The 24,308-nt window shown below is 63.9% G+C and carries 25 protein-coding genes; 14 read left to right on the top strand and 11 right to left on the bottom strand.

What is annotated here, in order from left to right; all coding sequences use genetic code 11:
• The first annotated feature begins 92 nt into the window (after positions 1 to 92).
• Positions 93 to 353 carry a hypothetical protein gene (locus ACM6UT_RS00755; protein WP_416795467.1) on the top strand — a complete coding sequence of 87 codons (261 nt, stop codon included), beginning with the start codon at positions 93 to 95 and terminating at the stop codon, positions 351 to 353.
• A gap of 143 nt (positions 354 to 496) precedes the next feature.
• Complete coding sequence (locus ACM6UT_RS00750; RefSeq protein ID WP_416795466.1) at positions 497 to 1,453, top strand: flagellar hook associated protein; 957 nt, start codon at positions 497 to 499, stop codon at positions 1,451 to 1,453.
• A gap of 34 nt (positions 1,454 to 1,487) precedes the next feature.
• Here ACM6UT_RS00750 and ACM6UT_RS00745 read toward each other — a convergent pair whose 3' ends face one another.
• The 3 genes from ACM6UT_RS00745 to ACM6UT_RS00735 form a co-directional block, all read right to left on the bottom strand.
• The gene (locus ACM6UT_RS00745) at positions 1,488 to 2,627 is read right to left on the bottom strand and encodes a cell envelope biogenesis protein OmpA (protein WP_416795465.1); all 1,140 of its coding nucleotides are present in this window, start codon (positions 2,625 to 2,627) and stop codon (positions 1,488 to 1,490) included.
• A gap of 81 nt (positions 2,628 to 2,708) precedes the next feature.
• Positions 2,709 to 3,173: a redox-sensitive transcriptional activator SoxR gene (gene soxR / locus ACM6UT_RS00740; RefSeq protein WP_416795464.1), complete on the bottom strand. Its 465-nt coding sequence runs from the start codon at positions 3,171 to 3,173 to the stop codon at positions 2,709 to 2,711.
• Between the two features lie 78 nt (positions 3,174 to 3,251).
• On the bottom strand, positions 3,252 to 3,719 hold the full coding sequence (locus tag ACM6UT_RS00735) for a tRNA (cytidine(34)-2'-O)-methyltransferase (RefSeq protein ID WP_416795463.1): 468 nt from the start codon (positions 3,717 to 3,719) through the stop codon (positions 3,252 to 3,254).
• A gap of 384 nt (positions 3,720 to 4,103) precedes the next feature.
• Between ACM6UT_RS00735 and ACM6UT_RS00730 the strand changes: the two genes are divergently transcribed.
• The 6 genes from ACM6UT_RS00730 (at position 4,104) to ACM6UT_RS00705 (ending at position 11,755) form a co-directional block, all read left to right on the top strand.
• Complete coding sequence (locus tag ACM6UT_RS00730) at positions 4,104 to 5,963, top strand: ABC transporter ATP-binding protein (RefSeq protein WP_416795462.1); 1,860 nt, start codon at positions 4,104 to 4,106, stop codon at positions 5,961 to 5,963.
• A 113-nt stretch (positions 5,964 to 6,076) separates the two neighbouring features.
• A complete protein-coding gene (locus ACM6UT_RS00725; RefSeq protein ID WP_416795461.1) occupies positions 6,077 to 7,990 on the top strand; it encodes an ABC transporter ATP-binding protein in 1,914 nt (637 codons plus the stop codon).
• Between the two features lie 340 nt (positions 7,991 to 8,330).
• The gene (gene petA, locus ACM6UT_RS00720; protein WP_416795460.1) at positions 8,331 to 8,909 is read left to right on the top strand and encodes a ubiquinol-cytochrome c reductase iron-sulfur subunit; all 579 of its coding nucleotides are present in this window, start codon (positions 8,331 to 8,333) and stop codon (positions 8,907 to 8,909) included.
• Between the two features lie 13 nt (positions 8,910 to 8,922).
• Positions 8,923 to 10,191, top strand: coding sequence for a cytochrome b (locus ACM6UT_RS00715; protein ID WP_416795459.1), 1,269 nt, complete (start codon positions 8,923 to 8,925; stop codon positions 10,189 to 10,191).
• 23 nt (positions 10,192 to 10,214) lie between these two features.
• Positions 10,215 to 11,093, top strand: a complete 879-nt coding sequence (locus ACM6UT_RS00710; protein WP_416795458.1) for a cytochrome c1 — start codon at positions 10,215 to 10,217, stop codon at positions 11,091 to 11,093.
• 119 nt (positions 11,094 to 11,212) lie between these two features.
• Positions 11,213 to 11,755, top strand: coding sequence for an adenine phosphoribosyltransferase (locus ACM6UT_RS00705; RefSeq protein ID WP_416795457.1), 543 nt, complete (start codon positions 11,213 to 11,215; stop codon positions 11,753 to 11,755).
• A 27-nt stretch (positions 11,756 to 11,782) separates the two neighbouring features.
• Here the strand turns inward: ACM6UT_RS00705 and ACM6UT_RS00700 are convergent, their stop codons facing one another.
• The gene (locus ACM6UT_RS00700) at positions 11,783 to 12,274 is read right to left on the bottom strand and encodes a MaoC family dehydratase (RefSeq protein WP_416795456.1); all 492 of its coding nucleotides are present in this window, start codon (positions 12,272 to 12,274) and stop codon (positions 11,783 to 11,785) included.
• A complete protein-coding gene (locus ACM6UT_RS00695) occupies positions 12,271 to 12,741 on the bottom strand; it encodes a MaoC family dehydratase (RefSeq protein WP_416795455.1) in 471 nt (156 codons plus the stop codon). The genes ACM6UT_RS00700 and ACM6UT_RS00695 overlap by 4 nt, the downstream gene beginning before the upstream one ends.
• A 66-nt stretch (positions 12,742 to 12,807) precedes the next feature.
• On the opposite strand from ACM6UT_RS00695, the gene ACM6UT_RS00690 reads away from it, so the two are divergent.
• The gene (locus ACM6UT_RS00690; protein ID WP_416795454.1) at positions 12,808 to 13,464 is read left to right on the top strand and encodes a Crp/Fnr family transcriptional regulator; all 657 of its coding nucleotides are present in this window, start codon (positions 12,808 to 12,810) and stop codon (positions 13,462 to 13,464) included.
• 112 nt (positions 13,465 to 13,576) lie between these two features.
• Positions 13,577 to 13,783, top strand: a complete 207-nt coding sequence (locus ACM6UT_RS00685; RefSeq protein ID WP_129332347.1) for a YgaP family membrane protein — start codon at positions 13,577 to 13,579, stop codon at positions 13,781 to 13,783.
• Between the two features lie 81 nt (positions 13,784 to 13,864).
• On the opposite strand, the gene ychF is transcribed toward ACM6UT_RS00685, so the two are convergent.
• Positions 13,865 to 14,968, bottom strand: coding sequence for a redox-regulated ATPase YchF (ychF, locus tag ACM6UT_RS00680; RefSeq protein ID WP_416795453.1), 1,104 nt, complete (start codon positions 14,966 to 14,968; stop codon positions 13,865 to 13,867).
• Between the two features lie 230 nt (positions 14,969 to 15,198).
• Here ychF and clpS point away from each other — a divergent pair, with 230 nt between their 5' ends.
• Entirely contained in the window at positions 15,199 to 15,510 is a 312-nt protein-coding gene (gene clpS / locus ACM6UT_RS00675; RefSeq protein WP_416795452.1) for an ATP-dependent Clp protease adapter ClpS, read from the top strand.
• Between the two features lie 9 nt (positions 15,511 to 15,519).
• Here the strand turns inward: clpS and ACM6UT_RS00670 are convergent, their stop codons facing one another.
• The 5 genes from ACM6UT_RS00670 to ACM6UT_RS00650 all read right to left on the bottom strand — a co-directional run bounded on the left by ACM6UT_RS00670 (position 15,520) and on the right by ACM6UT_RS00650 (position 20,721).
• Entirely contained in the window at positions 15,520 to 15,978 is a 459-nt protein-coding gene (locus ACM6UT_RS00670) for a GNAT family N-acetyltransferase (protein ID WP_416795451.1), read from the bottom strand.
• A gap of 4 nt (positions 15,979 to 15,982) precedes the next feature.
• Positions 15,983 to 16,699 (bottom strand): aminoacyl-tRNA hydrolase, encoded by a 717-nt coding sequence (gene pth / locus ACM6UT_RS00665; protein ID WP_416795450.1) that lies wholly within the window; start codon positions 16,697 to 16,699, stop codon positions 15,983 to 15,985.
• A 78-nt stretch (positions 16,700 to 16,777) separates the two neighbouring features.
• Positions 16,778 to 17,494, bottom strand: coding sequence for a substrate-binding periplasmic protein (locus ACM6UT_RS00660; RefSeq protein ID WP_416795449.1), 717 nt, complete (start codon positions 17,492 to 17,494; stop codon positions 16,778 to 16,780).
• Between the two features lie 29 nt (positions 17,495 to 17,523).
• Positions 17,524 to 19,893 carry a putative bifunctional diguanylate cyclase/phosphodiesterase gene (locus ACM6UT_RS00655; RefSeq protein WP_416795448.1) on the bottom strand — a complete coding sequence of 790 codons (2,370 nt, stop codon included), beginning with the start codon at positions 19,891 to 19,893 and terminating at the stop codon, positions 17,524 to 17,526.
• 225 nt (positions 19,894 to 20,118) lie between these two features.
• Entirely contained in the window at positions 20,119 to 20,721 is a 603-nt protein-coding gene (locus ACM6UT_RS00650; protein ID WP_416795447.1) for a 50S ribosomal protein L25/general stress protein Ctc, read from the bottom strand.
• A 373-nt stretch (positions 20,722 to 21,094) separates the two neighbouring features.
• On the opposite strand from ACM6UT_RS00650, the gene ACM6UT_RS00645 reads away from it, so the two are divergent.
• The 3 genes from ACM6UT_RS00645 (at position 21,095) to ACM6UT_RS00635 (ending at position 24,258) form a co-directional block, all read left to right on the top strand.
• On the top strand, positions 21,095 to 22,054 hold the full coding sequence (locus ACM6UT_RS00645; RefSeq protein ID WP_416795446.1) for a helix-turn-helix domain-containing protein: 960 nt from the start codon (positions 21,095 to 21,097) through the stop codon (positions 22,052 to 22,054).
• Between the two features lie 136 nt (positions 22,055 to 22,190).
• Positions 22,191 to 23,705: an aldehyde dehydrogenase gene (gene adh, locus ACM6UT_RS00640; RefSeq protein WP_416795445.1), complete on the top strand. Its 1,515-nt coding sequence runs from the start codon at positions 22,191 to 22,193 to the stop codon at positions 23,703 to 23,705.
• 163 nt (positions 23,706 to 23,868) lie between these two features.
• Positions 23,869 to 24,258, top strand: a complete 390-nt coding sequence (locus tag ACM6UT_RS00635) for a DUF779 domain-containing protein (protein ID WP_416795444.1) — start codon at positions 23,869 to 23,871, stop codon at positions 24,256 to 24,258.
• The last annotated feature ends 50 nt before the right edge of the window (positions 24,259 to 24,308 follow it).

Raw genomic sequence — 24,308 nt, 5'->3', positions numbered from 1 at the left:
CGGCGAGCCAGAGACGCTCCCCGCCATCCCCCGAATTTCGACTCGCAAACAGGCGGCTGCGCGACTACATTTCAAGGCAGGCGAGGTGTTTCATGACGAAGATACCCGGCTTGCCGCCGCTCGACGGTCTCAGGAAGGAAATTGCCAAACATCGGCGGGCGAAGTCCCGTTCCGAGACCGGGCATTTTGTTCGCGAGACCTTCTGCCTGTCGCGGGAGGAAGCGAGAGCCAAGGCCAAGGAATGGTTCGACGCCTTTCCCAAGGCCGCCTACTGGACCGAGGTCGAAAGCTGGCGACAGCTCGACGGCGACCGCATCGAGTTCACCATGCGGCGCCTTCCATCCTCCGACTGACCTTTTCTGGTTCTATCCGGCGTTTTGTCCTGCCGGCGGCAGGGATCGATAAAACTTTATCCATGGTCTGAAACTTTTCGAAAGGCCCGCTTGCCACTCTCCGGGCATCCGTCCGCCATGATTCCGGAAAGTACCGAGAGAGAATGAGTCTCCTGCAGCCCCTGTCCCCAGCCGCAACGTTCGCGCGCGCCAGCGAACGCGTCACGACATCCGCGGTCGTGCCGGCTCGCGCCGTCGCCGCGCGGAAGGTCGACGCGCCCGCCGAGAACGACGGCTACTGGTCGATTACCGCAAGCCTCGGGACGGGAGGCCTGTCGCTGTCGAGCGCCGCGGACGCGACGGGGCGTGCCGCCGCGCTGACCGATATCGCCGCTCTCGGCATCGAAACGACCACCGGCATCGTCATGGACATCCGCGACCGGCTGATAGAGGCCCGCTCGCCAGGCGCCGACCGCAATGCGCTGAATGCGGAGATCGTCGTGCTCAAGGATCAATTGGCGGCGACCGCCGCCTCGAGCACCTATGACGGACAGAACTGGCTCCATCTCGAGGCGGGGCAGCGGCCGAAGGTGCATTCCGTCATCGCCTCGGTGTCATGGTCGGGACCGGGCGAGCTTGCCGTCAACCTCGCGGACTTCGATACCGGCCGGTCCGTGGTCACCAGCAGCGAGAACGCGGCCGACGGTGTTCTCACGCGCGCCCATGCCGGGCTGACCCGCAGCGGCGGCACTTACGCCTATTTCCTTCTCGACGCCAACGCCGCCGTTCCAACCTCCTCGCCGGTGCGCGAGGTCGCTCTTGCCGACAGTACCAGTTCGGCGGAGCTCGATGGAATGATCGCCGCCGTCGACAGCATGCTGACCGGTCTCTACGAGGCCCGCGCCTCGCTCGGCTCGATGCGCAAGGACATTGCCGGCGACGACCGCTTGCTCGACGGCATTCGGGAGCTGACCGAAAGCGCCGTCGGTGAACGCATCGAAACCGCAATGACGGGGGAAGAGGCCATGCGTGCGGCGCTGCAGGTTCGCGACCAGCTTCAGGCGGCCGGCCTCAATATCGCCAACGGCGACATGCGGGCACTGTCCGACCTGTTCCGCTGACGACTTCTTTCGGCCGTCAGGCCCGGGACATCCGTCAGTGGATGGAATCCGTCTTCGAAGGCTTGCGCCTTGCGGCCGTTCTCCGTTTGGCGGCTGCGACGGGGGCGCTTTCCGGCGCGGTCGGGACCACCTCGTCCTTCGCGGTGTCGGCGGCTTCCTCGACGGGGATGTTCTCTGCAAGAGGCTGCACGTCCGCCGGAGCCGGCGCGGCGGTCTCGACGACGGCGGGCAGGCTCTTCCCGACGATCTCCCGCAATACCTTTGTGACCTGCAGCGAACCCGGCAGGTCCGTGTTCGTCGAATGTCCGGCAAGCGGCACGCGGATATCGGTGCCGATCTGCGGACGCGAATTGACTTCGCCATACCAGTCGAGTTCGCCGACCACGTCGACGACGTCGGTGAACTCCGGCGGCATGACGATGCGTCCGCCGAAGGTCACGATGCGCAGTCCCTCGGCAAGCGTGCGGAGGCGCTGGCGGTTGGTGCGCCGCAGCCGGTAGAGCGCTTCGGAGAGCGCCCGGTTGCCGCTCGAATGGGCAGCCAGCATGTGGAATGAAAGGCGCGGATCGCCGAGCAGTTCGGCCGCCGTGTCCGCGTCGAGGCAGGAGCGGTGCCCGGTCCCCGGCTTCAGGTGGCGCTGTGCATAGGCGCCGAGCTGCGGGCGGCCGACCGCATCGTCCAGCGTTTCCATCTGGCTGCGGAAATGTCCGAGCCAGCCGAAAAAGAAGCTTCCGCCCATCGTCTCCACGACGACGTCTCCGAGGCCATAGCCGGAGACGATCGCCGCGACCGGCGCGTCGACCGCGTCCGCGACATTGCGGGCGAAGGCCGCCGCGCCTATGGCCGAACCGCCGACGCCGGCGATCGCCAGCACATGGACGTCCTTGCCGCCGCGCAGGAGGTATTCGTCGACGCTGTCGCACAAGGTCAGCATTCCGCCGCCGGTCGGCGGAACGATCATGATCAGTCCCTCGGCGGTGATGGAGTCGCTGATATAGAAGACCTCCTCGGACGAAAGCGCCTTCACGTCATAGAAGAGAGCGTCGAGACCGGTGTTGCGGGCTCTCAGCGCTTCCAGCGCCACGTTGCGGAACGGCCGGCGCTGCAGTCTTTCGGGAAAGCTCAGGCTGCGCGCGAACTGCGTCAAGCCCAGGGTGAATGCCGTATCGAACATAAGGCCACCTCGTCGTTCTTTCGCGCTGCAGCATGACACAGCGGCCGGACTTCGCCAAGCGCGTGTTTGCCGCAGTCGTCTTCAACTTTCGAGCAGGTGCGGCCCTCCACCTTTTTCGGCCAGTGCGTCCATCGGATTCCTGAGCGGACAGTCGCTCATCGACAGGCAACCGCAGCCGATGCAGCCGGTCAGGTGGTCCCTCAGCGACTGCAGCTGATCGATCCGCCGATCGAGCGCATCGCGCCAGCGTTCAGAAAGCCGCCTCCAGTCGTCGGCCGTCAGTGGCCGGTCGTGCGGCAGCACGGAGAGCGCCTCGCCGATCTCGGCAAGCGGAATGCCGGTTTTCTGTGCAACCTTGATGACGGCGACGCGCCGGAGCACCGAGCGGGGATAACGGCGCTGGTTGCCGCGATTGCGGTTGCTGTGGATCAGACCCTTGGCTTCGTAGAAATGCAGTGTCGAGACGGCAACGCCGCTGCGTTCGGCGACCTCGCCGACGCTCAGTTCGCGCCGCGGCATTTCGGGATATGATTTTTTCGCGACCATGTTGACCTCAATATTGGTTGAGGTCTTATACGGTGAGACAAGCGTTTTTCCAAGGGTGGCGGAAGTGCCGGCCGGCGGTCAGCCTTGCGCGAACCCGGTCTGCCGCAGGGCCTCGCCGGCAATCATCGCCGCCGACATCGCGACGTTGATCGACCGCTGGCCCGGCACCATCGGGATGATGATGCGCGCCTCGGCGGTGTCATGGACGAGATCGGGAACGCCGGCGCTTTCCCGGCCGAAGAGAACGATGTCGTCGGGACGGAAGGCAAAGTCGGCGTAGGGCGTTGCGGCCCTGGTCGATGCGAGGACCAGCCGGCGGCCGGTCGTCGCCCGCCAGGCCTCGAAGCGTTCCCAGTTGACGTGGCGGGCGAGCGAGACGGCGTTGAGATAATCCATGCCGGCGCGCCTCAGGTTGCGGTCGGAGATGTCGAAGCCGGCCGGCTCGATGATATCGACGCCGAGGCCGAGGCAGGCGGCGAGGCGAAGGATGGTGCCGGTGTTGCCGGGAATATCCGGCTGGTAGAGGGCGATGCGCAGAAAGGTCATGGCGACATCCTTAGGGCAGGTGGAACCGCAAGCTCAAGTGCCGGTTCGGAGGACGGGCGATCTGTGGTCAGCGGGCAACACCGCCGCGGCGATGCGTGCAGAAGGAGCAGATTGATGCTTTTCAATTCGGCGCGAGACGGCTACGTTTCGCATCTCTTCAACACGCAACAGGGAGGCATTGATGATACCCACTGGCGTTATTTGCCTCCCGGTCCCGGATATGTATCCGGCGGCGTGGTAGCGATCAGCTCGCTCCTTTTCTGATTTTCCGTTTTGTTCAAGGCGCATTCTCGATGGCTTGCGCCGTCCGTTCAAACCCCTGATTCCGTTTGTTGCGGCACGCGCCGCCCGGTGTGGACAGGGGCAAGACGACTGGAGAAATTCATGTTTAGCTGGTTCGAACAGCGACTCAATCCCTATCCGGCGGGCGTTCCGACGCTGCCGCCGAAAGGGCTCTTCCGCTTCTGCTGGTATTATTCAAAGCCGGCGGCCCCCTGGCTCCTCGGGGTGGCGATCTGCACCGCGCTGATCGCCGTCGGCGAGGTGACGCTCTTCCGTTTCCTCGGCGACATCGTCGACTGGCTCTCCAAGGCCGATCGCGACACCTTCCTGCAGTCGGAGGCCCCGCGGCTCATCGGCATGGCGCTCGTCGTGCTCGTCGGGCTGCCGCTCGTCGTGGCGATCGACTCGCTCATCATGCACCAGGTGCTGCTCGGCAACATGCCGATGATCGCGCGCTGGCAGATGCACCGCTTCCTGCTTCGGCACTCGATGACCTTCTTCGCCAACGAGTTCGCCGGGCGCGTCGCGACGAAGGTCATGCAGACCTCGCTTGCGGTGCGCGAAGGGGTGATGAAGGTGCTCGACGTTTTCGTCTACGTCATCACCTATTTCATCTCGATGATCGTGATCGTCGCCTCGGCCGATCTGAGGCTCGTCACGCCGCTCGTCATCTGGATCGTCGTCTACGTGTCGATCGTCAGCTATTTCGTTCCGCGGCTGCGGAAGGTATCGGCCGATCAGGCGGATGCGCGCTCGATGATGACGGGCCGGATCGTCGACAGCTACACCAATATTGCGACGGTGAAGCTGTTCTCCCATGCGGGTCGCGAGGAAGACTATGCCCGCAACGGCATGGACGAGTTCCTCGTCACCGTGCACCGGCAGATGCGGATGGTGACGCTCTTCCACGTCCTCGTCTACGTCAACAACTGTATCGCGCTCTTCGCCGTCGGATCGCTGTCGATCGCCTTCTGGCTGGGCGGCTCGATCTCGGTCGGGGCGATTGCGATCGCCATCGGCCTCGCCATGCGCGTCAACGGCATGTCACAGTGGATCATGTGGGAGGTCTCGGCGCTCTTCGAGAACATCGGCACCGTTTATGACGGCATGAAGATGATGACCAAGGCGCACGACGTCGTCGATGCGCCCGGCGCGAGGGCGTTGACGGTGGAAAAGGGGGAGATCGTCTACGATCACGTCCGCTTCCACTACGGCAAGGCGAAGGGCGTCATCGAGGACTTCTCGCTGGTCGTCAATCCGGGCGAGAAGGTTGGTCTGGTCGGGCGCTCCGGCGCCGGCAAGACGACGCTGATGAACCTGCTTCTGCGCTTCTACGATCTCGAGAAGGGAAAGATCCTGATCGACGGGCAGGACATTGCGATGGTGTCGCAGGATAGCCTGCGGTCGATGATCGGCGTCGTCACCCAGGACACCTCGCTCCTGCACCGCTCGATCCGCGACAACATCGCCTACGGCCGTCCGCAGGCAACCGACGCGGAGGTGATCGAGGCGGCGAAGCGGGCGAATGCCTGGGAGTTCATCGAAGGGCTCGTCGACTACAAGGGCCGCACCGGCCTCGACGCACAGGTCGGCGAACGCGGTGTCAAGCTCTCCGGCGGCCAGCGGCAGCGCATCGCGATCGCCCGGGTGTTCCTCAAGAACGCGCCGATCCTGGTGCTCGACGAGGCGACGTCGGCGCTCGACTCGGAAGTCGAGGCGGCGATCCAGGAGAGCCTGTTCTCGCTCATGGAAGGCAAGACGGTGATCGCGATCGCCCACCGGCTGTCGACGCTGACGCAGATGGACCGGCTGATCGTGCTCGACAAGGGCCGTATCGTCGAGACCGGCACGCATCAGGAGCTGGTGGCGCTCGGCGGCATCTATGCCGATCTCTGGAACCGCCAGTCCGGCGGCTTCCTCGCCGATCTCGACCTCGACGAGGCGGAGCAGGCGGCGGAGTAACTCCGCCGCCGGCAAAGACGACGGACTCATGCCTCCTGGCTGCTGCAGCATCCATCCGTGGTGCGGCGGCAGCCGTCCTTTCCGCGGCGTGGGAATCCGCCTATATCCCTTTCATGCTGTTTCGTCCGATCGCCCGCCTCTTCGAGAACTGGATCGACCCCTTTGCGCGTTCGGACGACCTCCGTCCGCCGGAAGGGACCGCGGCGTTCATCTGGTTCTACGTGCGCCAGGCGAAATGGGCCTTCGTCGCCATGGCCGTCCTCGGCGGCGCCGTCGCAATGCTGGAGGCGGCGCTCTTCTGGTTCGTCGGCCGGCTGGTCGACCTCCTCGACACCGTGCCGCGGGAAGGCGGCTGGGACGGACTGATCGCAGCGCACGGCGTGGAACTCGCTGCTATGGCCTTGACCGTGCTCGTCGTGCGGTTCGTGGTGGTGACACTCGGCGCGCTGGTCGAGGAACAGGTGATCGTCCTCAACTTCTTCAATCTCGTGCGCTGGCAGGCGCATATGCACGTGGCGCGGCAGGCGCTCTCCTTCTTCCAGAACGATTTTTCCGGCCGCATCGTCACCAAGGTCTGGTCTGCGGGGCAGGCGACCGGCGATCTCATGACCTCGCTGCTGCAGGTCGCCTGGTTCATGGTCATCTACACGGTGTCGACCATGGTGCTCGTCGCCCAGCTCGACTGGCGGCTGGCGGCGATCATCGCCGGCTGGGTTGTCATCTTCCTCGTGCTCGCGCGCTATTTCGTGCCGCGCATCCGCCGCCATGCGCGGGCGACGGCGGAGGTCGCGTCGATGCTGAACGGCCGGCTCGTCGACAGCTATTCCAACATCCAGACGCTGAAGCTCTTCGGCCGCGAGCGCGAGAATGACCATTATATCCGCGCCGGCTTCGACCGTTTCCAGGCGACGCTCACGCCTTTCGCCCGGCTCCTGACCGGCGTGCGTGCGGCGCTTGCGACGCTCTCCGGCGTGATGATCCTGATGGTCGCCGCCCTTTCGGTGGATCTCTGGTTCAAGGGCGCGGTCACCGCCGGCGGCGTCGCCTTCACACTTGGTCTCGTGCTGCGCCTCAACATGCTGCTCGGCCGCATGATGACGCAGATGAACAGCATCATGCGCAATATCGGCACGATCCAGAACTCCGCCGAGCTCGTCTCGAAGCCGCTGGCGCTCGTCGACCGTCCCGGTGCCGGGGAACTCAAGGTGGCGCGGCCGGAAATCCGCTTCGAGGACGTCTCCTTCCATTACGGCAGGAAGAGCGGCGTCATCGACCACCTGACGCTGACCGTCCGGCCGGGCGAAAAGGTCGGCATCGTCGGACGCTCTGGCGCCGGCAAGTCGACGCTGGTCAACCTCCTCTTGCGCTTCTACGACCTCGAAGGCGGGCGCATCCTGATCGACGGGCAGGATATTGCGACGGTGACTCAGGAAAGCTTGCGCCGGCAGATCGGCATGGTGACGCAGGATACGGCGCTGCTCCATCGCTCGATCCGCGACAACATCCTGTTCGGCCGCCATGACGCTGATGAAGAACAGCTCGAACGGGCGGCGGAACGGGCCGAGGCGCTCGATTTCATCCGGAGGCTCGAGGACCAGCGGGCCCGCCGCGGCTTCGATGCGCATGTCGGCGAACGCGGTGTGAAGCTCTCCGGCGGCCAGCGCCAGAGGATCGCGATCGCCCGCGTGATGCTGAAGGACGCACCCATCCTGGTGCTCGACGAGGCGACCTCGGCGCTCGACAGCGAGGTCGAGGCGGCGATCCAGTCCAATCTCGACCGGCTGATGCAGGGCAAGACGGTGCTGGCGATCGCCCACCGGCTGTCGACGATCGCCGCCCTCGACCGGCTGGTGGTGATGGACAGGGGCCGGATCGTGGAGGAGGGGACCCATGCCGAGCTCGTCGCCGCGGGCGGGCTTTATTCCGACCTCTGGGCGCGCCAGTCCGGCGGCTTTCTCGGCGCGGGCGAGCGCGAGGACGGCGAGGGCGGGGCATCCGCCGCCTCGGGGCCGGCGCCGCGACGCTGAACATGGAAGTCTCGCCGGAATGGTGGTGACGCAGCCTCAAACGCGGCTTGCCGGAGGCGGCGAAGCTGACGAATGACAGGTGGGGAGGCGCCTTCTACGCCTTTCGGAGGAGGCCCGATGTCGCCTGAAAGCCCCTCGTGTGACGCGGAAGGACCTGTCCCAAGATTTTCCGCGACAATGTGCCCCCATCCCCCTGCCAAGGCTGGACATATTTTGTTATCGGGCTTAGAACGCGCCAAATTGGCGGGGAATCTGTGGCGCAACTGTGTCTGCGCGCAGGCTTCCTGTCGCGGAGGCAATGCGGTTTATCGCAGAATTTTGCGAAGAGGATGGTTTGACCGTGAGCGAACACGACATCAATAGCGAGACCTTGGGCGAGCCTTCTCGCCGCGACTTTCTTTATCTGACGACCGGTATGGCCGGTGTGGTCGGTGCCGCTGCGGTTGCCTGGCCCTTCATCGACCAGATGCGTCCGGACGCCTCGACGCTCGCGCTCGCTTCGATCGAAGTGGACGTTTCGGCGCTCGAGCCCGGCATGTCGCTCACCGTCAAGTGGCGCGGAAAGCCGGTGTTCATCCGCAACCGCACCGACAAGGAAGTCGAAGAGGCCAAGCAGGTCGCGCTCACCGATCTCAAGGATCCGGTCGCCCGCAACGCCAACGTCGATCCCGCCGCGGAAGCGACCGACATCGCCCGTTCGGCCGGCGAAGGCAAGGAAAACTGGATCGTAATGGTCGGCTCCTGCACCCATCTCGGCTGCGTTCCGCTCGGCCAGGCAGGCGATTTCGGCGGCTGGTTCTGTCCCTGCCACGGCTCGCACTACGACACGGCCGGTCGTATCCGCAAGGGTCCTGCCCCGCAGAACCTTGCCGTTCCTACCTTTGCATTCGTTTCCGATTCTGTGATCAAGATCGGTTGAGGGGATACATAATATGAGTGGTCATTCTAGCTACCAGCCGTCGAGCGGCCTCGGGAAGTGGATCGACGCGCGGCTGCCTCTGCCGCGTATGGTCTATGACAGTTTTGTCGCCTATCCCGTGCCCCGCAACCTGAACTATGCCTATACGTTCGGCGCCATGCTGTCGGTGATGCTCGTTGTGCAGATCCTGACCGGCGTGGTTCTCGCCATGCACTACGGCGCGGAAACGACGATCGCCTTCAACTCGGTCGAAAAGATCATGCGCGACGTCAACCACGGCTGGCTGCTGCGCTACATGCACGCCAACGGCGCGTCGTTCTTCTTCATCGCCGTCTATCTCCACATCGCCCGCGGCCTCTACTACGGCTCCTACAAGGCGCCCCGCGAAATCCTCTGGATCCTCGGCGTGGTTATCTACCTGCTGATGATGGCGACCGGCTTCATGGGCTACGTTCTGCCCTGGGGTCAGATGTCCTTCTGGGGCGCGACCGTCATCACCGGCTTCTTCACCGCCTTCCCGTGGGTCGGCGAATGGATCCAGCAGTTCCTGCTCGGTGGCTTCGCGGTCGACAATCCGACGCTCAACCGCTTCTTCTCGCTGCACTACCTGCTGCCCTTCATGATTGCCGGCGTCGTCGTCCTGCACGTCTGGGCACTGCATGTCACCGGCCAGACCAACCCGACCGGCGTCGAAGTGAAGTCGAAGACGGACACCGTTCCCTTCACTCCCTATGCGACGCTCAAGGATGCCTTCGGCGTTTCGGTCTTCCTGATCGTCTATGCCTGGTTCATCTTCTACCTGCCGAACTACCTCGGTCACCCCGACAACTACACGATGGCCGATCCGCTGAAGACCCCGGCCCACATCGTTCCGGAATGGTACTACCTGCCGTTCTACGCGATGCTGCGCGCCATCACCTTCAACGTCGGCCCGATCGACTCCAAGCTCGGCGGCGTTCTGGTGATGTTCGGCTCAATCATCATCCTCTTCTTCCTGCCCTGGCTCGACACCTCCAAGGTTCGCTCGGCCGTCTACCGTCCGTGGTACAAGCTGTTCTTCTGGCTGTTCGTCGCCGACTGCATCCTGCTCGGCTGGCTCGGCTCGCGTCAGCCTTCGGACCTCTACACGCTGATGGCCCAGCTCGGCACGCTCTACTACTTCGGCTTCTTCATCGTGATCATGCCGCTGCTCGGCCTGTTCGAAAAGCCGCGCCGCGTTCCGAACTCGATCACCGAGGCGGTTCTCGAAAAGAGCGGCAAGTCTGCCGCAACCCAGGCCTGAGCGCGCGAAAGAGGGATCATAAGATGAAAAAGCTTGTAACGAGCATCGCGCTGATCGCCGCCATTGCGGGCTTCGGCGCCACTTCCGCGGTCGCGCAGGAAGCAACCGACGTGGCTGCGGCGGCCGAACACGCCGCGGCCGCCGGCCACTACCCGATCTTCAAGCCGAAGAACGTCGACTGGACGTTCGCCGGCCCGTTCGGCAAGTACGACAAGGGCCAGCTTCAGCGCGGCCTGAAGATCTACAAAGAAGTCTGCTCGGCCTGTCACTCGATGAACCTGGTCTCGTTCCGCACGCTCGAGGACCTCGGCTACTCGGAAGAGCAGGTCAAGGCGTTCGCCGGCGAATACGAAGTCCAGGACGGCCCGAATGCCGATGGTGAGATGTTCACCCGCAAGGCTGTTCCGTCCGATCACTTCCCGTCGCCGTTCCCGAACAAGGAAGCGGCAGCTGCCGCCAACAACGGCGCCGCTCCGCCGGACATGTCGCTGCTCGCCAAGGCGCGTGGCATCGAACGCGGCTTCCCGACCTTCATCTTCGATATCTTCACCCAGTATCAGGAAGGTGGTCCGGACTACATCTACTCGCTGCTAACAGGCTACCAGGAAGCGCCGGAAGGCGTCACGGTCGCCGACGGCACCTACTTCAACCCGCACTTCGCTGCTGCCGCGTCGCTCGCCATGGCTCCGCCGCTCAGTGACGGCCAGGTGACCTATGACGACGGTTCGCCGGAAACGCTCGACCAGTACGCTAAGGACGTCTCGGCGTTCCTGATGTGGGCGGCCGAGCCGCACCTCGAAGAACGCAAGCACACTGGCTTCATGGTCATGGTGTTCCTCGCGATCTTCACCGCTCTCGTCTACCTGACGAAGAAGTCGGTCTATGCCAACAAGGAACACTGATCCTCGCGATCAGTGCTTCGAAAGGCGGTCTTCGGGCCGCCTTTTTTGTTGGTCGGAAAAGCCGGACTTGCTACTGTCCGGCGTAATCTTCCCGAAATGAGAATGACACTGGACAGACCATGAGCAACTTCGCGCTTGAGCTCGCATCCTCCATCCGCTCGATCCCCGATTACCCGAAACCCGGCATCGTCTTTCGCGACATCACCACGCTGCTCGGCAACCCGCGGGCCTTCCGACGGGCGGTCGATGCGCTCGTGCAACCCTATGCGGGCATGAAGATCGACAAGGTCGCCGGCATGGAGGCGCGCGGCTTCATTCTCGGAGGCGCTCTCGCCCACCAGCTCTCCGCCGGCTTCGTGCCGATCCGCAAGAAGGGAAAGCTTCCCCACGACACGGTCAGGATCGCCTACAGCCTCGAATACGGCGTAGACGAGATGGAGATGCATGTGGACGCTGTCGAGCCGGGCGAGAAAGTGATCCTCGTCGACGACCTGATCGCAACCGGCGGCACCGCCGTCGGCGCGGTCCAATTGCTGCGCCAGATCGGGGCCGACGTCGTCTCCGCCTGCTTCGTCATCGACCTGCCGGACCTCGGCGGACGCAAGAAGCTCGAGGCGCTGGGGGTCGAGGTGCGCACGCTGGTGGAATTCTCCGGCCACTGAAGCCGGAGGCACGGAGAGCCCCGATGGCTATGGCTGGCTGGCGTCGTCTTCCGGCAGGAATTCAAGGATATTGCTCTTGAACCGCAGCACCGGTTCGCCGTTCTGGTTGAACCCTTCGGCGAGGCCGGTGTTGAGAACCAGACCGGGCCGGGAGGCCAGCGGACGGCTGTCGAGGCTGGTGAGCAAATAGCTGACGACATCGCCCGCATAGACGGGTTTCAGCCATTGCAGTTCGGCGAACCCCGGGGAGGGGCCGAGGCTCGGCGGTGCGATGCCTTCGGCGGCAAGGCGCTGCGTCTCTCGCCTCCAGAAGTCAACGAAGCATCGCATCCAGCAGGCGCAGGTATGCCAGCCCGAGGCACACAGCGCCCCGAAGACGTAATTCTTCGCCGCTTCCGCGTCGACATGGAAGGGCTGCGGGTCGAACTTTTCGGCAAAGCGTATGATGTCTTCGGCGGAGAAGGTCGCCGAACCGAGCACGAGGCGCGTACCGGCGGGGTAGAGGTCGAGCATCCTCATGCGGAAGCCTTTTCGGAGTTGCGCTGACGCACCATGATCGAATTGCGGGCGGAAAGGACGAGCTCTCCGCGCTGGTTGAAGAGTTCGTGGCCGAAGGTGACGATCGCGAGGCCGGGGCGCGAACGCATCGGCCGGGCGGCCTCGACCGTCGAATGGCCGCTCAGCGTATCACCGGCGATGACCGGCTTTCGCCACTGCATGACGTCGATCCCCGGCGCGCCTTCGGACGCGGAGTTCAGCACGTAGCTGTCGATCATCATGCGCATGAAGAGGCTGCTCGTATGCCAGCCGGAGGCGGACAGTCCGCCGAGAATGCTCGCACGGCCCGCCTCTTCCGAAAGATGCATTGGTTGTGGGTCGAACTCCTTGGCGAAGTCTATGATCTCCGCGGTCGCCACTGTCCGCGGTCCGAGCTCGAAGCGTCGCCCGGGCGTGAAGTCCTCGTAGTGGAGCCGTTCGGCCTGCATCCGCTGTTTCCTCTGTCCGCCAAGTGTGCACAATGCGTCTTATGCCCCGGAATCGCTGGAGGGTCCATGGCGGGTTGGCTCGATCAGGCAGGCTTTCTCCACACGCTGGAGCCGGAGGTCCGCGCGCATCTCGGCAGCCTGAGGCCGCAGCACGTGCCGGAGCGCACGACGCTCTTCCGGCCGGGCGACAGGGCCGAGGTCTTTCTCATTCTTCTCTCCGGCCGGATCGGTGTCTACATGACCGGCCGCAACGGCCGCGAGCTTCTCCTCTATTCCGTCTGCCCCGGTGAGACCTGCGTGCAGACGACGCTCGGCGTGCTCGGCGGTGCGCCGTATACGGGTGAGGCGATCGCCGAAACGGACCTCGTGGCAGTCATGGTGCCGCCGCAGGTGTTCGACGACCTGCTTGCGACCTCCGCCGCCTTTCGCGGCTTCGTCTTCCGTGCCTTCGCCAGCCGCCTGTCCGAACTGATGCTGCTGCTGGAGCAGGTGGCTTTCGTGAAGGTGGAGCGGCGTCTTGCGAAATCGCTGCTCGAGCGGGCGCGCCCGGAAGGGATCGTCGTTGCCACCCACCAGGAGCTTGCCGCGATGATCGGCTCGGCGCGCGAGGTGGTGTCGCGGCGGCTGGAGGCGCTTTCGGCCCGCGGCGTCGTCAGCAGCGAACGCGGGCAGATCCGCATCCTCGATCCCGTGCAGCTTCGGCGGATGGCGTCTGCCGACTGACCGGCTAGCTTCGCTTCATGTTTCAGACGACGTGACTAAGTCACTGACGCGGTGCGGCGTTCGGCTATGCTGCGATCTTGCGAAATGTCTTCCAACACGGAAAGGAAAGCCAATGTTCGCCAAGAATGTCGGGACGGTCGACCGGGTCGTTCGCATTGTCGTCGGCCTCGTCCTGCTGTCGCTGTTTTTCTACTATCCGGGCGCGTGGTGGCGCTATTACGCGCTGATCGGGATCGTGCCCCTGCTGACGGGGCTCTTCGGAACCTGCCCGCTCTATTCGATGCTCGGCATCTCCTCCTGCCCGGCAAAGAAGGCGTAGGCGCTCCCGCCGCTCAAAAGAGAAAGGCATCGCCACGGGGGTGGCGATGCCTTTTTTGTTGTGTGACCGGAGCGGCTCCGCTCAGGTGTTGAAGCGGAAGTGGATCACGTCGCCGTCGTTGACGACATACTCCTTGCCTTCGTCGCGGGCCTTGCCGGCTTCCTTGGCGCCGACTTCGCCACCATAGGCGATGAAGTCGTCGTAGCCGATGGTGAATGCGCGGATGAAGCCGCGTTCGAAGTCGCTGTGGATGACGCCGGCCGCCTGCGGCGCCTTGGTGCCGCGGACGATCGTCCAGGCGCGGCATTCCTTCGGGCCCACGGTGAAGTAGGTGATCAGGTCGAGCAGGTGATAGCCGGCGCGGATCAGCCGGTCGAGGCCCGCCTCTTCCAGGCCGAGTGCGGCGAGGAACTCCTTCGATTCCTCTTCCGGAAGCTGGGCCACTTCCGCCTCGATGGCAGCCGAGATGATGACCGTCTCGGCTCCTTGCTCCTTCGCCATCTCAGCGACGGCTTCGGTGTACTTGTTGCCGGTCGAGGCGTCGGCCTCCGCGACGTTGCAGACGTAGAGGACCGGATGCGAGGTGAGGAGGTTCAGCTCCTTCAGGATCTGGATCTCGTCGGCGCCGAGCGTCTTCAGGAGCAGGCGGGCGGGCTTGCCGTCCTGTAGCAGCTTGATGACCGCTTCCATGACCGGAAGCTGCGCCATGGACTCCTTGTCCTTGCCGGTCGCGCGCTTGCGGGTCTGCTCGACGCGGCGCTCCAGGCTTTCGAGGTCGGCGAGCATCAGCTCGGTCTCGATCGTGTCGGCGTCGCCGACCGGATCGATGCGGCCTTCGACGTGGGTGATGTCCGGGTCCTCGAAGCAGCGCAGGACGTGGACGATGGCGTCCACTTCGCGGATGTTGGCGAGGAACTTGTTGCCCAGGCCTTCGCCCTTCGACGCGCCGCGCACCAGGCCGGCGATGTCGACGAAGGAGATGCGGGTGGGGATGATTTCCTTCGAGCCGGCGACCTTCGCGAGCTTCGGCATGCGCGGATCGGGAACGGCGACCTCACCGGTGTTCGGCTCGATCGTGCAGAATGGATAGTTGGCGGCTTGTGCCGCTGCCGTCTTGGTCAGCGCGTTGAAGAGGGTGGACTTGCCGACATTCGGCAGTCCGACGATACCGCATTTGAAGCCCATGGCTTGAATACCTGCTCAGCTTGAGAATTCCGTTGCTGCCTTTTGCGAAATGGGCGGGGCAAGGTCAAGGGCTGTCGTCGCCGGAGCGGCGATCGGAGCACCGTTCGGCGGCTTTGCGGTGTCGTCTGCCGTAGCGCCAGGAGCGAAATCCTTGAATGACGCCCGCCGGCGAGGCAATATCGTGCCTTCAGGCGCTTTGCCCATCCATCTGTCATCGCGGGAGCGTTCCGATGAGTGGCAATGATATTGCGGTCAAGGTGAAACCAGGCACCAAGCCCAGGATCGAACGGCCGAAGCTCTACAAGGTCATCCTCGTCAACGACGACTACACGCCGCGGGAATTCGTGGTCGTCGTGCTCAAGGCGGTTTTCCGCATGAGCGAGGACATGTGCTACCGGGTGATGATCACGGCGCATCAGAAGGGAAGCTGCGTCGTCTGTGTTTATGTGCGCGACATCGCCGAGACCAAGGCCAGGGAAGGGACGGAACTCGGAAAGCAGGCGGGCTTTCCGCTGATGTTCACGACCGAGCCGGAGGAGTGAGGACGCGATTCAGCGGGGCGGAATTCGGCGGATTTCCAGCCCGTGCTTGGTCGTATCGAAGCCGCAGCTTCTATAGAAGTCGAGCGTGCCCGGGCGCTTGGCCCCGGTCATCAATCGCACGGTGTAGCAACCGGCGTGAAAGGCGGCGTCGATTGCTGCCTGCATCGTTCGCCGGCCCAGGCCGCTGCGGCGATGTCCGGTGTCGGTGACGACATTTTCGATGAAGGCGTAGGGCATGCCGCCGCGGGTGAGGTTGGGCACCACGATCAGCGTGCAGGTGCTGGCTAGCGTGCCGTCGACGAAGGCGCCGAATACGGTGAGACCGTCACGAGCGAGGATTTCGTCGAAGCGTATCTCAGCAAGTCCGGGCGTCAGCGGCAGGTCGTTTTCGATCAACTGGCCATAAAGCGCCAGCAGACTTTCAAGATCTGCCTTTTCGAGCGCCCGAACCTCGACCGGGTTCACCATCGGATCAGTCGTCCTTCTTCGAGAACATCCGCTTCAGCATCTCCGCCATCGGCCCCGTCTCCGGTAGCTTCTTCGGCTGGGCGTTGTTGCGGGCCTGACGGATGTGCGACTGGCCGGCCGGTTTCTCCGCTTTCGCTTTCGTGGGCTCCTCCTTGCCTCCGGTTGCGAGCGCGAGCTTGTTCATGAGCTTCGACTCGTCGGGCTGGAGCAGGAGGTCGGCATTGTCGGCGATCGCGTCGAGCAGCGGATCGAGCCAGGTGCGATCGACCTTGGCGAAATCGCCGAGCACATGGCCGTGCACGCGCTCCTTGTCGCCGGGATGGCCGATGCCGAGCCGGAGGCGGCGGTAGTCCTTGCCGCAATGGGCGTCGAGCGACTTCAGCCCGTTATGACCGCCATGGCCGCCGCCCGTCTTCATCCGCGCCTTGCCGGCGGGAAGGTCGAGTTCGTCGTGGATCGCGACGATGTCGGCGGGCTTCAGCTTGTAGAAGCGCATCGCTTCCCCGACCGCCTCGCCGGAAAGATTCATGAAGGTCTGCGGCTTCATCAGCAGCACCTTCTCGCCGCCGATCTCGCCTTCGGCGATCTCCGCCTTGAACTTCTTGCTCCAGGGCGAGAAGCGGTGGCGGCGATGGATCGCGTCCACCGCCATGAAGCCGATATTGTGCCGGTTCTCCGAATACTTGGCGCCCGGATTGCCGAGGCCGGCGATGATGAGCATGGGACGGTCCGCCTTTGGAATGGATCTGTGATCCACCACCGCGAAACCGCGCGGATGTCAACCCCTGCGGTACATCCGTCAATTCAGGATCTGCATTCCGTACTTGGTGAGGATCTTCCTCTGCGTGCCGTCGGCAATCAGCTTGTCGAGGCCCGCCTGCATCTTCAGGAGCAGGTCCTCGGGAAAGTCCAGGTTGCAGGCGATGCTGAACTGCTGTTCTGTCAGCACGAAGCGCTTCTCGATCGGGTGGCCTTCTTCACGCAGCTGGAGATAGTAGCGTTCCGAGATCGGCATCATGTCGATGCGCCCGCTCAGGAGCTTCTTCAGCGTGAGCTCGAGGTCGGTCGCGAGGTCGACCTTCGGGAAGCCGTTCCGCTCCAGTAACTGCTGGGTATAGTCGTTGCGCTGGGTTCCGACGACGTATTCGCGCGCCTCGGCGATGGTGAGCGCCTTGATGCCGGCACCCTGTCTCGCCACCATCACGTTGCGGTCTATCGCCAACGGCTCGACCCATTTGAAGTGCTTGTTGCGTTCGGCGATGTGGGCGGTCGTGAAGACGCAGTAGAGCGGCTCGCTCTCGGCAAGCGCGAGCGCGCGGGCCCACGGCATCATCTCGATCGTGTAGTCGATGCCGGCTTCCTTCATCAGCGCGACGACCTGCTCGTAGCCGAGGCCGCGATACTCGTTGCCTTCGCGGAAATTGTAGGGTGGGTATTCCTCCGTCGTGAAGTGGACGGTCTCGGCCCCGGCGGCTGACGCCGTGCCGAGCAGCAGGAGTAACGCAAGTCTCTTCATGTCATGCCATCCTTGCTCGTTTAGCCGCGTCAGGCGACCGAGGTGACTTTTCGCGTGGTGTCGTAGGCTGCAATCAACTGCTCCACGGGTTGCGGTCGCGCGAAAAGATAGCCCTGTCCGCAGTCGACGCCGAATTCCCGAAGGAGGTCGCGCTGTTCCGTCGTCTCGATGCCTTCCGCGGTCACTGAGCACTCCATCTTGTGGGAGATGGCGGTGATGCCTTCGACCAGCATACGGCTCTTGTCGCGCAATTCCGCCTCGCCGGAAGCGAGGGAGCGGATGAAGGACTGGTCGATCTTCACGATGTCGACGGGGAAGCGGCTGAGATAGCTGAGCGACGAATAGCCGGTGCCGAAATCGTCGAGTGCGATACGGCAACCGATGCGGCTGAATTCGTCGAGCACCATGCGGATCTGCGGGTTGTCGTGGAGAAGCGTCGCTTCGGTGATCTCGATGACGAGGCGTTGCGGATCGATCCCGTGGCGTGCGGTGAGCGCCGTCAGCAGCATCGGCAACGCCGGCTCGAGCTGCAACGGCGAGAAGTTGACCGCGAGATACGCACGGTCGTCGCCAGACGCCTGCGTCAGCGCGACGAGGTTGGCGAGCCCCTTTTCGAACACGCGATTGCCGATCCGGCCGATGGCGCCGGTTTCTTCGGCGATCCTGATGATGTCGGAGGGCGGCAGCAGCCCCTTCCGTGGGTGGTTGAGGCGCATAAGCGCCTCGTATCCGGTCACGTGCCCGTCCCCGAGGTCGACGATCGGCTGGAAATAGGCCTCGAACCAGTCGTTCCTGAGCGCCTCCTCGATGTCCTGCTCGATTTCCGCTCTCTGGCGCGTCGTGTCCTGAAACAGCGGGTCGTAGAGCAGCGCGCCGTTCTTGCCGTCGCGCTTCTTCGTGTACATCGCCATGTCCGATTTCTGCAGCAGTTCCGCGGCATTGTGCGCATGGCGGGGATAGAGCGCGACGCCGATGCTAGCACTCAGCCGCACCGTCGATCCGCTGACGAAAAGGGGCTCTTCCAGCATGCCGCAGAGGCGATGGGCGAGGGCGAGTGCGTCCGTTTCGGCATTATTGGAGCGAAGCAGGATCGCAAATTCGTCGCCGCCGATGCGCGCGGCGATGGCCGCCGGCGGGAGCTGCCGCCCCATGAGTTCAACGAGCCGGCACAGAACCGTATCGCCGGCCTGGTGGCCGAGATTGTCGTTGATCCACTTGAAGCGGTCGAGGTCGACGAAGATGCAGGCGAGCTCGCCCTGGCGGGCATCCGTTTCGCGGATTTCGTCATCGAGAGCGCCTTCAAAGCCCTGCCGGTTCAAGAGCCCGGTCAGATGGTCGGTCACCGCCTGGCGTCGGACTCTCGCTTCTGACCGCTTGAGCTCCGTCACGTCGGTCATCACGCTGAGAGACAGGCCGGTCTCGCCGTCGCGGGCGGCCTTGCCGCTCTCGACGATCAGAACGTCCATGACGCGGCCGTCCTTGCAGACGAACTTGGTGGTACACTCGACGACCTTGCGGTCGCTCGGGCGCTCACGGTGAACCAGATACTCGTCGCGCACCTCGGCATCGACGAGCTCGGCAAAGTGTCTGGCGATCACCTCGTCGCGAGCATAGCCGGTGGCGAGCAGCCAGTAATCGCTGACGTCGGTAATCCGGTCGTTCTCGTCGATAGAGAACAGCATGGCAGGCGTCAGGTTGTAGATGTCCGTCGCCCGCCGATGGGCGATCTTGAGCTCCCGTTCCTCCTGCTCCAGCTGCGTCTGCATGGCGTTGAAGCTCTGCGCGAGCCGGCCCATCTCGTCGTTCGAATTCCAGTCGACGTGGTGGCGCGATCCGAGCCTGCGGGTCGCCTCGATGGCAGCCGTCAGCTTCAGCAGCGGTTTGACGATCATGATGCGGTTGCCGAGGATAGCCGCGCCGACCATTGCAAGGATCGCGATGATGAAGATGCCGATGAAGATGCCTTCCGCTTCCCGCAGCGTCGAGAAGACGCCGAGGCGGTGGAAGTAGACGGTGATCAAACCGACCGTCTTCGGGCCGTCCAGCGTCTTGTAGACGATCGGACGGGAGAGCGACTGGACGCCGCTCTTCGGCCAGTTCGGCATAGGCGGCATGGAGACGCTGATGCCACCGGATACGTCGCGGACCCGAACCTTGGTGATCGCGTCGTCGGAGACGATCGCCGCGGTGATTTGCTCGGCGCTCTCGACATCGAAGTCCCAGAGCGGCTTTGCCAGCGCCTGTGCATTGGCGGCGAGGAGGATCTCGACATGGTCGTTGAGCTCCCTGGCCGAGCGTTCCGACGACAGGGCGAGGAAGAGCGCGAGAAGAGGTATGACGAGGATGCCGACTGCGATTGCAATGATCGCGAGGAAACGGCTTTCGACCGACCGTGTCATGGCTTTCCACGGCCAGCAATCGGTTGACCGGATAACGCTTCTGTCACGATGTCATGCCCCCTCGCACCCTGCACAGGGGAAGGCTGACATGAAATCATTAAATCTCGCTAAAGCCCGCTTCGGGCCTCCGGGCACCGCGCCCGCCCTGCATTTCGGGTGCGCAACGAAAAATCCCGCCTCCTTTCGGAGACGGGATTGCAGATGTCGGAACTTGCCGGCGCGGGATTACGCTTCGGCAGCTTCCTCGCCTTCGGAGACACCGCCGGCCGGAGCGACGATGGTCGCGATCGTGAAGTCGCGATCGCCGATGACCGGGGTCACGCCGTTCGGCAGCTTCACATGCGAGATGTGCAGGCTGTCACCGATCTTGTGACCTGCGAGGTCGACCGTGATGAATTCCGGGATCGCATCGGCCGGGCAGTGCAGCTCGACTTCGTGACGGACGACGTTCAGGACGCCACCGATCTTGATGGCCGACTTGTCTTCGTTGATGAAGTGAACCGGAACCTGGACGGAGACCTGGCTGTCGGCCGAGACGCGCAGGAAGTCGACGTGCAGAACGAAGTCGCGAACCGGATCAAGCTGGTAGTCCTTCGGCAGGACCTTGATCTTGTCGTTGCCGACTTCGATCGTGGCAACCGTGGTCATGAAACCGCCGGCATGGATGCGCTTGGTGACTTCGTTCGTGTTGAGCACGATGGAAATGGGGGCCTGCTTGTCACCGTAGATGACAGCGGGAATGGAACCGTTGCGGCGAAGTTCACGGGAGGACCCCTTACCAACCCGTTCGCGTGCTACGGCCTTGAGCTCGTAAGAAGAGTGGCTCATGGCTTTGTCCTTTCAAGGTTATTTGGAGAGTTCCGGGGCAGGGTGATTGTGTCTTGCCACACGAAACCGAGGTGTCTTGCGACGGCCTCATCCGCGTTGCCTCCAAGGGTGTCTACGCGGACCGGGGCGCTATAGACCAGAAGGCCGTGAAAGGCAAGCGCAGGCCGGCAATTGCAGGGCTTTTCGCCGGGGTGACGGCACATTCACCCGCACTTCGCCTTGCCAGGCGGCGAGAAGCGACCCGAAGTCCCCGTGTATGTCTCAAAACTGCGACAGATGCGACAGCGATATTCGCATCGGCCTTGTATAAGCGGATGATGATTGAAAGATAGTCCACGCGCAGGCATGATGTCGTATGCTTTGGGAGGAGCAGATGCCTCGGCAGCCCAACCATTCGGACCTGGTTTACCGGACAGCGACGCAGAGTTCTGCCGCCGCCAGTTCGCCGATCGCGGCCTCGTGGCGCCGCTGCCTCGACCTTCACCAACTCCAGCCGGAGGAATGCCGCAAGCCTGAACGCGTCGAAGAAGCTGTCTTCCGCTCGGCGCGCGAGAGGGCGGGGCATCTCGTCTCCGCCTGCAGTGAGGAGGTCGACCGACTTTACCAGACCGTCGGCCGGTCGGGTTGCTGTATCCTTCTCTCCGACCGCGACGGCGTGGTTTTGGACCGCCGCGGCGCGCCGGGCGATGATGCGGACTTTCGTGAGCTCGGGCTATGGCCGCAGGCCGTCTGGAGCGAGGCGAGCGTTGGGACCAACGGCATCGGCACGGCCCTTGCCGATCAGCGCGCTGTCATGATTCATCGGGACCAGCATTTTCTGAGTGCGAACACCGGCCTGAGCTGCGTGACCGCGCCGATCCGCGATCATCTGGGACGGGTGGCCGCGGCGCTCGACATCTCGACCTGCCGGAACGACGTCACCGACATGACCCTGGCGATCCTGTCGCAAGCCGTGCGCGATGCGGCCGTCCGCGTCGAGGCGACGCTCTTCAGGCTTGCCTTTCCAGGCGCGCGTATCGTCATGGTGCCGACGGCGAGCGCCGGTTCGGTCGCGCTTCTCGCCGTCGACGGCGATGACCTCGTGCTCGGGGCGACCCGGGCCGCGCGCCTGGCACTGAGGCTCGACGACCAGCGGATCGCGCAAGGGCTGCCTGCCTCCGACGCGCTCTGCGAAGGCAGGGGCGAGGGTGTTGCCGATCTCGACGAGGCGGAACGCGCAGCGCTTCGCCGGGCACTCTCGCGCACCAACGGCAACGTCTCGCAGGCTGCCCAGGTGCTCGGCATCAGCCGTGCGACCCTGCACCGGAAGATGAAGCGTTTCGCGCTTCAGTGATGCCGCCGCAAGTGTCGCAGAACTGAAACAGTGTGCGCTGCGGTATACCGTCCTCCCCCTATCCGTGAAGGGCTTTGCCGGCAATCATTCTCCCATCGGTCCCGAGGAGGGACATCGACCCAGGGAGGATGACTTCATGAATATCCAAGTCCAGACCATTGCCCAGAGCCCGTTCAAGCTGCGCTACGGCAATTTCATCGGCGGCGAGTGGCGCGATCCGGTCAACGGCCGCTACTTCGACAACATCACGCCGGTGACCGGCGGCAAGCTCTGCGAGGTTGCCCGCTCCGACGAGCACGACATCAATCTCGCCCTCGATGCGGCACATGCCGCCAAGGACAAATGGGGCCGCACATCGACCACCGAGCGCGCCAACATTCTGAACAAGATCGCCGACCGCATGGAAGCCAATCTCGAGCTTCTGGCGCGCGCCGAGACCTGGGACAACGGCAAGCCGCTGCGCGAGACGATGGTCGCCGACATCCCGCTCGCCATCGACCACTTCCGCTATTTCGCGGCTTGCGTCCGCGCCCAGGAAGGTTCGATCGGCGAGGTCGACCACGACACTGTCGCCTACCATTTCCACGAGCCGCTCGGTGTCGTCGGTCAGATCATCCCGTGGAACTTTCCGCTGCTGATGGCGGCATGGAAGGTCGCCCCGGCGCTCGCCGCCGGCAACTGCATCGTGCTGAAGCCGGCCGAGCAGACCCCGGCCTCCATCCTCGTCCTGATGGACCTCGTCGGCGATCTCCTGCCGCCGGGCGTACTCAACGTCGTCAACGGCTTCGGCCTCGAAGCCGGCAAGCCGCTCGCGACCAGCCCGCGGATCGCCAAGATCGCCTTCACCGGCGAGACCTCGACCGGCCGGCTGATCATGCAGTATGCCTCGCAGAACCTGATCCCCGTCACGCTGGAGCTCGGCGGCAAGTCGCCGAACATCTTCTTCGAGGATGTCATGCGCGAGGACGACGACTACCTCGACAAGGCGCTCGAAGGCTTTGCGATGTTCGCGCTCAACCAGGGCGAGGTCTGCACCTGCCCGAGCCGCGCGCTGGTGCATGAGAAGATCTACGACCGCTTCATGGAGAAGGCGATCAAGCGCGTCGAAGCCGTCGTCCAGGGTGATCCGCTCGCCATGTCGACTATGATCGGTGCGCAGGCCTCTTCCGAGCAACTCGAAAAGATCATGTCCTATATCGACATCGGCAAGCAGGAAGGTGCGGAAGTGCTGACCGGCGGCTATCGCAACCAGCTGCCCGGCGAGCTTTCCGGCGGCTACTACGTCAAGCCGACGGTCTTCAAGGGCCACAACAAGATGCGCATCTTCCAGGAGGAAATCTTCGGGCCGGTCGTTTCGGTTACGACCTTCAAGGACGAGGCGGAAGCGCTCGCGATCGCCAACGATACGCTCTACGGCCTCGGCGCCGGCGTCTGGAGCCGCGATGCGAACACCTGCTACCACTTCGGCCGCAACATCCAGGCCGGCCGGGTGTGGACCAACTGCTACCACGCCTATCCGGCCCATGCGGCCTTCGGCGGCTACAAGCAGTCGGGTATCGGCCGCGAGACCCACAAGATGATGCTCGACCATTACCAGCAGACCAAGAACATGCTGGTCAGCTACAGCCCGAAGGCGCTCGGCTTCTTCTGAGGAGGCCTTCATCTCCCCCTCCGAGAGGGAGCGGTCGCACAAAGGCTGCGGGTGGGGCGATCGGCACCTCCACAAAGGGTCACCCCACCCCGGCACTTGCGTGCCGACCCTCCCCCTCAAGGGGAGGGTTTCGCGCGTCTGCAACCTCTTTGGGAGAACTGTGATGACCGAGAATCCCGTCGATGAACCGCGCGTGATCGCAACCGCTGCGGCGCTCGATTTCCTTGCAGAGATTCAGCAGGACTACCCCGACATCCTTTTCCACCAGTCCGGCGGATGCTGCGACGGCTCCTCGCCCATGTGCTATCCAGCAAGCGAATACCGGGTCGGGGAAACCGACGTGAAGCTCGGCGAGATCGGCGGCGTGCCGTTCTACATCAGCGGCAGCCAGTACGAGGTCTGGAAACACACCCAGCTCATCATCGACGTGGTGCCCGGCAGGGGTGGGATGTTTTCGCTCGACAACGGCCGCGAGCGTCGGTTCCTCACACGGTCGCGGCTGTTCGGTTCCGGCGAGCCCGCGTGCGGCATTCCTGCCGTGCCCCGACCCTGAACATGAAAAGGCCCGCGGGCACCGGGCGCCGCGGGCTGCAGTCGTCGTTG

It is taken from the genome of Ciceribacter azotifigens (genome assembly GCF_048159625.1).
In the GTDB taxonomy this organism is placed as follows: domain Bacteria; phylum Pseudomonadota; class Alphaproteobacteria; order Rhizobiales; family Rhizobiaceae; genus Allorhizobium; species Allorhizobium azotifigens.
This window is presented reverse-complemented; position numbering and strand designations above follow the sequence as displayed.

What these genes read in the sequence shown, in the direction of transcription:
- ACM6UT_RS00755 (WP_416795467.1), top strand. Translation starts at nt 93, where the DNA reads ATGACGAAGATACCCGGCTTGCCGCCGCTCGACGGTCTCAGGAAGGAA.
- ACM6UT_RS00750 (WP_416795466.1), top strand. Translation starts at nt 497, where the DNA reads ATGAGTCTCCTGCAGCCCCTGTCCCCAGCCGCAACGTTCGCGCGCGCC.
- ACM6UT_RS00745 (WP_416795465.1), bottom strand. Translation starts at nt 2,627, where the DNA reads ATGTTCGATACGGCATTCACCCTGGGCTTGACGCAGTTCGCGCGCAGC.
- soxR (WP_416795464.1), bottom strand. Translation starts at nt 3,173, where the DNA reads ATGGTCGCGAAAAAATCATATCCCGAAATGCCGCGGCGCGAACTGAGC.
- ACM6UT_RS00735 (WP_416795463.1), bottom strand. Translation starts at nt 3,719, where the DNA reads ATGACCTTTCTGCGCATCGCCCTCTACCAGCCGGATATTCCCGGCAAC.
- ACM6UT_RS00730 (WP_416795462.1), top strand. Translation starts at nt 4,104, where the DNA reads ATGTTTAGCTGGTTCGAACAGCGACTCAATCCCTATCCGGCGGGCGTT.
- ACM6UT_RS00725 (WP_416795461.1), top strand. Translation starts at nt 6,077, where the DNA reads ATGCTGTTTCGTCCGATCGCCCGCCTCTTCGAGAACTGGATCGACCCC.
- ACM6UT_RS00715 (WP_416795459.1), top strand. Translation starts at nt 8,923, where the DNA reads ATGAGTGGTCATTCTAGCTACCAGCCGTCGAGCGGCCTCGGGAAGTGG.
- ACM6UT_RS00710 (WP_416795458.1), top strand. Translation starts at nt 10,215, where the DNA reads ATGAAAAAGCTTGTAACGAGCATCGCGCTGATCGCCGCCATTGCGGGC.
- ACM6UT_RS00705 (WP_416795457.1), top strand. Translation starts at nt 11,213, where the DNA reads ATGAGCAACTTCGCGCTTGAGCTCGCATCCTCCATCCGCTCGATCCCC.
- ACM6UT_RS00700 (WP_416795456.1), bottom strand. Translation starts at nt 12,274, where the DNA reads ATGAGGATGCTCGACCTCTACCCCGCCGGTACGCGCCTCGTGCTCGGT.
- ACM6UT_RS00695 (WP_416795455.1), bottom strand. Translation starts at nt 12,741, where the DNA reads ATGCAGGCCGAACGGCTCCACTACGAGGACTTCACGCCCGGGCGACGC.
- ACM6UT_RS00690 (WP_416795454.1), top strand. Translation starts at nt 12,808, where the DNA reads ATGGCGGGTTGGCTCGATCAGGCAGGCTTTCTCCACACGCTGGAGCCG.
- ACM6UT_RS00685 (WP_129332347.1), top strand. Translation starts at nt 13,577, where the DNA reads ATGTTCGCCAAGAATGTCGGGACGGTCGACCGGGTCGTTCGCATTGTC.
- ychF (WP_416795453.1), bottom strand. Translation starts at nt 14,968, where the DNA reads ATGGGCTTCAAATGCGGTATCGTCGGACTGCCGAATGTCGGCAAGTCC.
- clpS (WP_416795452.1), top strand. Translation starts at nt 15,199, where the DNA reads ATGAGTGGCAATGATATTGCGGTCAAGGTGAAACCAGGCACCAAGCCC.
- ACM6UT_RS00670 (WP_416795451.1), bottom strand. Translation starts at nt 15,978, where the DNA reads ATGGTGAACCCGGTCGAGGTTCGGGCGCTCGAAAAGGCAGATCTTGAA.
- pth (WP_416795450.1), bottom strand. Translation starts at nt 16,699, where the DNA reads ATGCTCATCATCGCCGGCCTCGGCAATCCGGGCGCCAAGTATTCGGAG.
- ACM6UT_RS00660 (WP_416795449.1), bottom strand. Translation starts at nt 17,494, where the DNA reads ATGAAGAGACTTGCGTTACTCCTGCTGCTCGGCACGGCGTCAGCCGCC.
- ACM6UT_RS00655 (WP_416795448.1), bottom strand. Translation starts at nt 19,893, where the DNA reads ATGACACGGTCGGTCGAAAGCCGTTTCCTCGCGATCATTGCAATCGCA.
- ACM6UT_RS00650 (WP_416795447.1), bottom strand. Translation starts at nt 20,721, where the DNA reads ATGAGCCACTCTTCTTACGAGCTCAAGGCCGTAGCACGCGAACGGGTT.
- ACM6UT_RS00645 (WP_416795446.1), top strand. Translation starts at nt 21,095, where the DNA reads ATGCCTCGGCAGCCCAACCATTCGGACCTGGTTTACCGGACAGCGACG.
- adh (WP_416795445.1), top strand. Translation starts at nt 22,191, where the DNA reads ATGAATATCCAAGTCCAGACCATTGCCCAGAGCCCGTTCAAGCTGCGC.
- ACM6UT_RS00635 (WP_416795444.1), top strand. Translation starts at nt 23,869, where the DNA reads ATGACCGAGAATCCCGTCGATGAACCGCGCGTGATCGCAACCGCTGCG.